Raw genomic sequence first — 3,147 nt, 5'->3', positions numbered from 1 at the left:
CCAAGCTGGACGAGCTCGGCATCAAGTACGCCTACAGCGAGTACCCCGGCGGCCACACCTGGCCCGTCTGGCGCCACGATTTGTATTTGTTCGCGCAGAAGCTGTTTTAGGGCGGCGGCCTTGCTTTTTGCTGATGCGCCCCCGACTAGTCAGTGAGGTTCACCCTGAGCTGCAACTGCTGCAACTACTACTACCCAACTTACAACCGGTCTTCCGTGGCTTACCGCACAACCCGCCTGCGCATGAGTAAACTTGCCTGGCCCGCCTGGGGCTGGCTGCTCCTGCTATGCTGGGGCACGGTGCCGTGTGCCGCGAGCGAGCCTCAGCCGACACCTCTGCGGCTGTGGTACGACCGGCCCGCTGCCAACTGGAACGAGGCGCTGCCCCTGGGCAACGGCCGCCTGGGAGCCATGGTGTTTGGGGCGCCGGAACGCGAGCGGCTGCAGCTGAACGAGGAAACCATTTGGGCAGGTGGGCCCAACAATAACGTGAAGGCTGACGCGCTGCCGGTCGTGCAACAGCTGCGGACGCAGCTGCTGGCCGGGCAGCTGGTGGAAGCGCAGGCCCTGGCACAGGCCCGGATGCAGCCCGCCGGCAACAGCGGCATGCCCTACCAAATGGCGGCCAATGTGTACCTGAGCTTTCCTGGCCACGAGCAGGCCACCAACTACCAGCGCGACCTGGACATCGGTAGAGCCGTGGCCTCGGTGAGCTACCAGCTGGGGGGCGTGCGCTACCGGCGCGAGGTGTTCAACTCCCTGCCCGACCAGGTGATTATCGTGCGCCTCACGGCCAGCCAGCCCGGCCAGATTAGCTGCCAGCTGGGCGCGGAGAGCCTGATGGACCACACCCAGCACGCCGAGAACAACCAGCTGGTGCTCGATGGCCGCGGCAGCGAGCACGAAGGCCAGCCGGGCCTGGTTCGCTTCCAGCTGCGGGCGCAGGCTGTAGCTGAAGGAGGCACCGTGCAAACCACCGACGCGGGCATCCGCATCGAGAAGGCCAACAGCGCAACGCTTTATTTCTCCATTGGCACCAACTTCGTCAACTACCACGATGTGAGCGGCAACGCCGCGGCGCGCGCCACGGCCTACCTGACTTCGGCAGTGGGCAAGAAGTACGAAAAGGCCCGGGCCGCGCACACCGCTGCCTACCAGCGCTACTTCAACCGCGTGAGTCTGAACCTGGGCGTGACACCCGCCGCCAAGCTCCCCACCAACCAGCGCCTCGAAAATTTCGCGCAGGGGCACGACCCGGCCCTGGCGGCCTTGTATTTTCAGTACGGCCGCTACCTGCTCATTTCCTGCTCGCAGCCGGGCGGGCAGCCGGCCAATCTGCAAGGCATATGGAATGACCAGCTCAAAGGCCCCTGGGACAGCAAGTACACGGTGAACATCAACACCGAAATGAACTACTGGCCAGCCGAAATCACCAACCTGAGCGAGCTGCACCAGCCCTTGTTTGCCATGCTCAAAGACCTGAGCGTGACCGGCCAGCAGAGCGCCCGCCAGATGTACGGCGCCCGCGGCTGGATGCTGCACCACAATACCGACATCTGGCGCATCACGGGGCAGGTCGACCCGCCGCAGTACGGCCTCTGGCCCATGGGCGGCGCCTGGCTGAGCCAGCACCTCTGGGACCACTACCAGTTCACCGGCGACGAGCAGTTTCTGCGCGAGTATTACCCCGTGCTCAAAGGCGCTGCCACCTACCTGGTCGATGCCTTGCAGCCCGAGCCCACCCACCAGTGGCTGGTGGTGACCCCGTCGGTTTCACCTGAAAATACCTATGCGCCCAACGGCAAGCGCATTGCCATTGTGGCGGGCACTACCATGGATAATCAGCTGGTGTTCGACCTGTTCTCGAAAACCATCCAGGCCGCCGAGCGGCTGGGCCTCGACCAGCCCTTTGCCGATACGCTGCGCACCCTGCGTGACCGGCTGGCCCCGATGCAGATTGGCCAGTACGGGCAGGTGCAGGAATGGCTGCAGGACGTGGACGACCCCAAAGACCAGCACCGCCACATCTCGCACCTCTACGGGCTGTACCCGAGCGCCCAGATTTCGCCCTACCGCACGCCGGCGTTGTTCGAAGCGGCCCGCACCACCCTCACCCAGCGCGGCGACGTGTCCACGGGCTGGTCGATGGGCTGGAAGGTGAACTTCTGGGCCCGCATGCAGGACGGCAACCACGCCTACCAGCTGCTCACCGAGCAGCTGCGCCTGCGCTCCGGGACAGGCGGCAACACGGGGGAGGGTGGGGGCACCTACCCGAACCTGCTCGACGCGCACCCCCCGTTTCAGATTGACGGCAACTTCGGCTGCACGGCGGGCCTGGCCGAGCTGCTGGTCCAGAGCCACGACGGGGTACTCGACCTGCTGCCGGCCCTGCCCAACGCCTGGCCCGCGGGCGAAGTAACCGGCCTGGTAGCCCGCGGCGGCTACGTGGTCGACCTGGCCTGGGACAAGGGCAAAATCACGCGCGTCCGCATCTCCTCGCGCCTCGGGGGCAACTGCCGCGTGCGAGTCCACAGCCCCGTGGTGGCCACGGGCGGCACCAAGCTGCTAGCGGCCCAGGGCGAAAACGCCAACTCCTTCTACCAAACCCTGGCGGTGAAGCCCCCACTGGTATCCGCCAAAACCGTGGCAAAGCAACCCACGCTGGCCGCCTCGTTCGTGTATGATTTTTCGACCAAAGCTGGCAAGACCTATACCCTGCAGGCCCGGTAATGCCCTCATTTTTCTTCCCTGCCCACAGACTTAACCTTATGAAAAACGCCCTTCTCGCTTTTTGGATAACCCTGCTCACCCTGGCGGCGAGCACCACCTCACGGGCGCAGAATCCCATTATCAAACACGTTTTTACGGCCGACCCCGCGCCGCTCGTGTACCGCGACACGCTGTTTTTGTACACCAGCCACGACACCGCTTCGGTGCAGGAAACCAACTACAAAATGCCGGATTGGCGCATCTACTCCACCACCGACCTGGTGCACTGGAAGGACTACGGCACGCGCCTCTCGCCCAAAACCTTTGCCTGGGCTACCGGCGATGCCTACGCGGCGCAGTGCGTCTACCACAAGGGCAAGTTCTACTGGTTTGTGTCGACGTTTCATAAGAAAAACGACCACAGCCAGGGCGGCGCGGC

The 3,147-nt window shown here is 64.4% G+C and carries 2 protein-coding genes; both read left to right on the top strand.

Annotation, left to right across the window (positions count from 1 at the left end):
* The first annotated feature begins 242 nt into the window (after window positions 1–242).
* A complete protein-coding gene (locus BMZ66_RS24960) occupies window positions 243–2,729 on the top strand; it encodes a glycoside hydrolase family 95 protein (RefSeq protein WP_092679107.1) in 2,487 nt (828 codons plus the stop codon).
* A gap of 38 nt (window positions 2,730–2,767) precedes the next feature.
* On the top strand, window positions 2,768–3,147 hold a 380-nt coding region (locus BMZ66_RS24955; protein WP_177204924.1), incomplete at its 3' end, for a family 43 glycosylhydrolase.

The sequence above is a fragment of the Hymenobacter arizonensis genome, from assembly GCF_900115775.1.
In the GTDB taxonomy this organism is placed as follows: domain Bacteria; phylum Bacteroidota; class Bacteroidia; order Cytophagales; family Hymenobacteraceae; genus Hymenobacter; species Hymenobacter arizonensis.
This window is presented reverse-complemented; position numbering and strand designations above follow the sequence as displayed.

Excerpts from the sequence above, each read along its gene's own strand:
- BMZ66_RS24960 (WP_092679107.1), top strand. The coding sequence starts at position 243 with ATGAGTAAACTTGCCTGGCCCGCCTGGGGCTGGCTGCTCCTGCTATGC.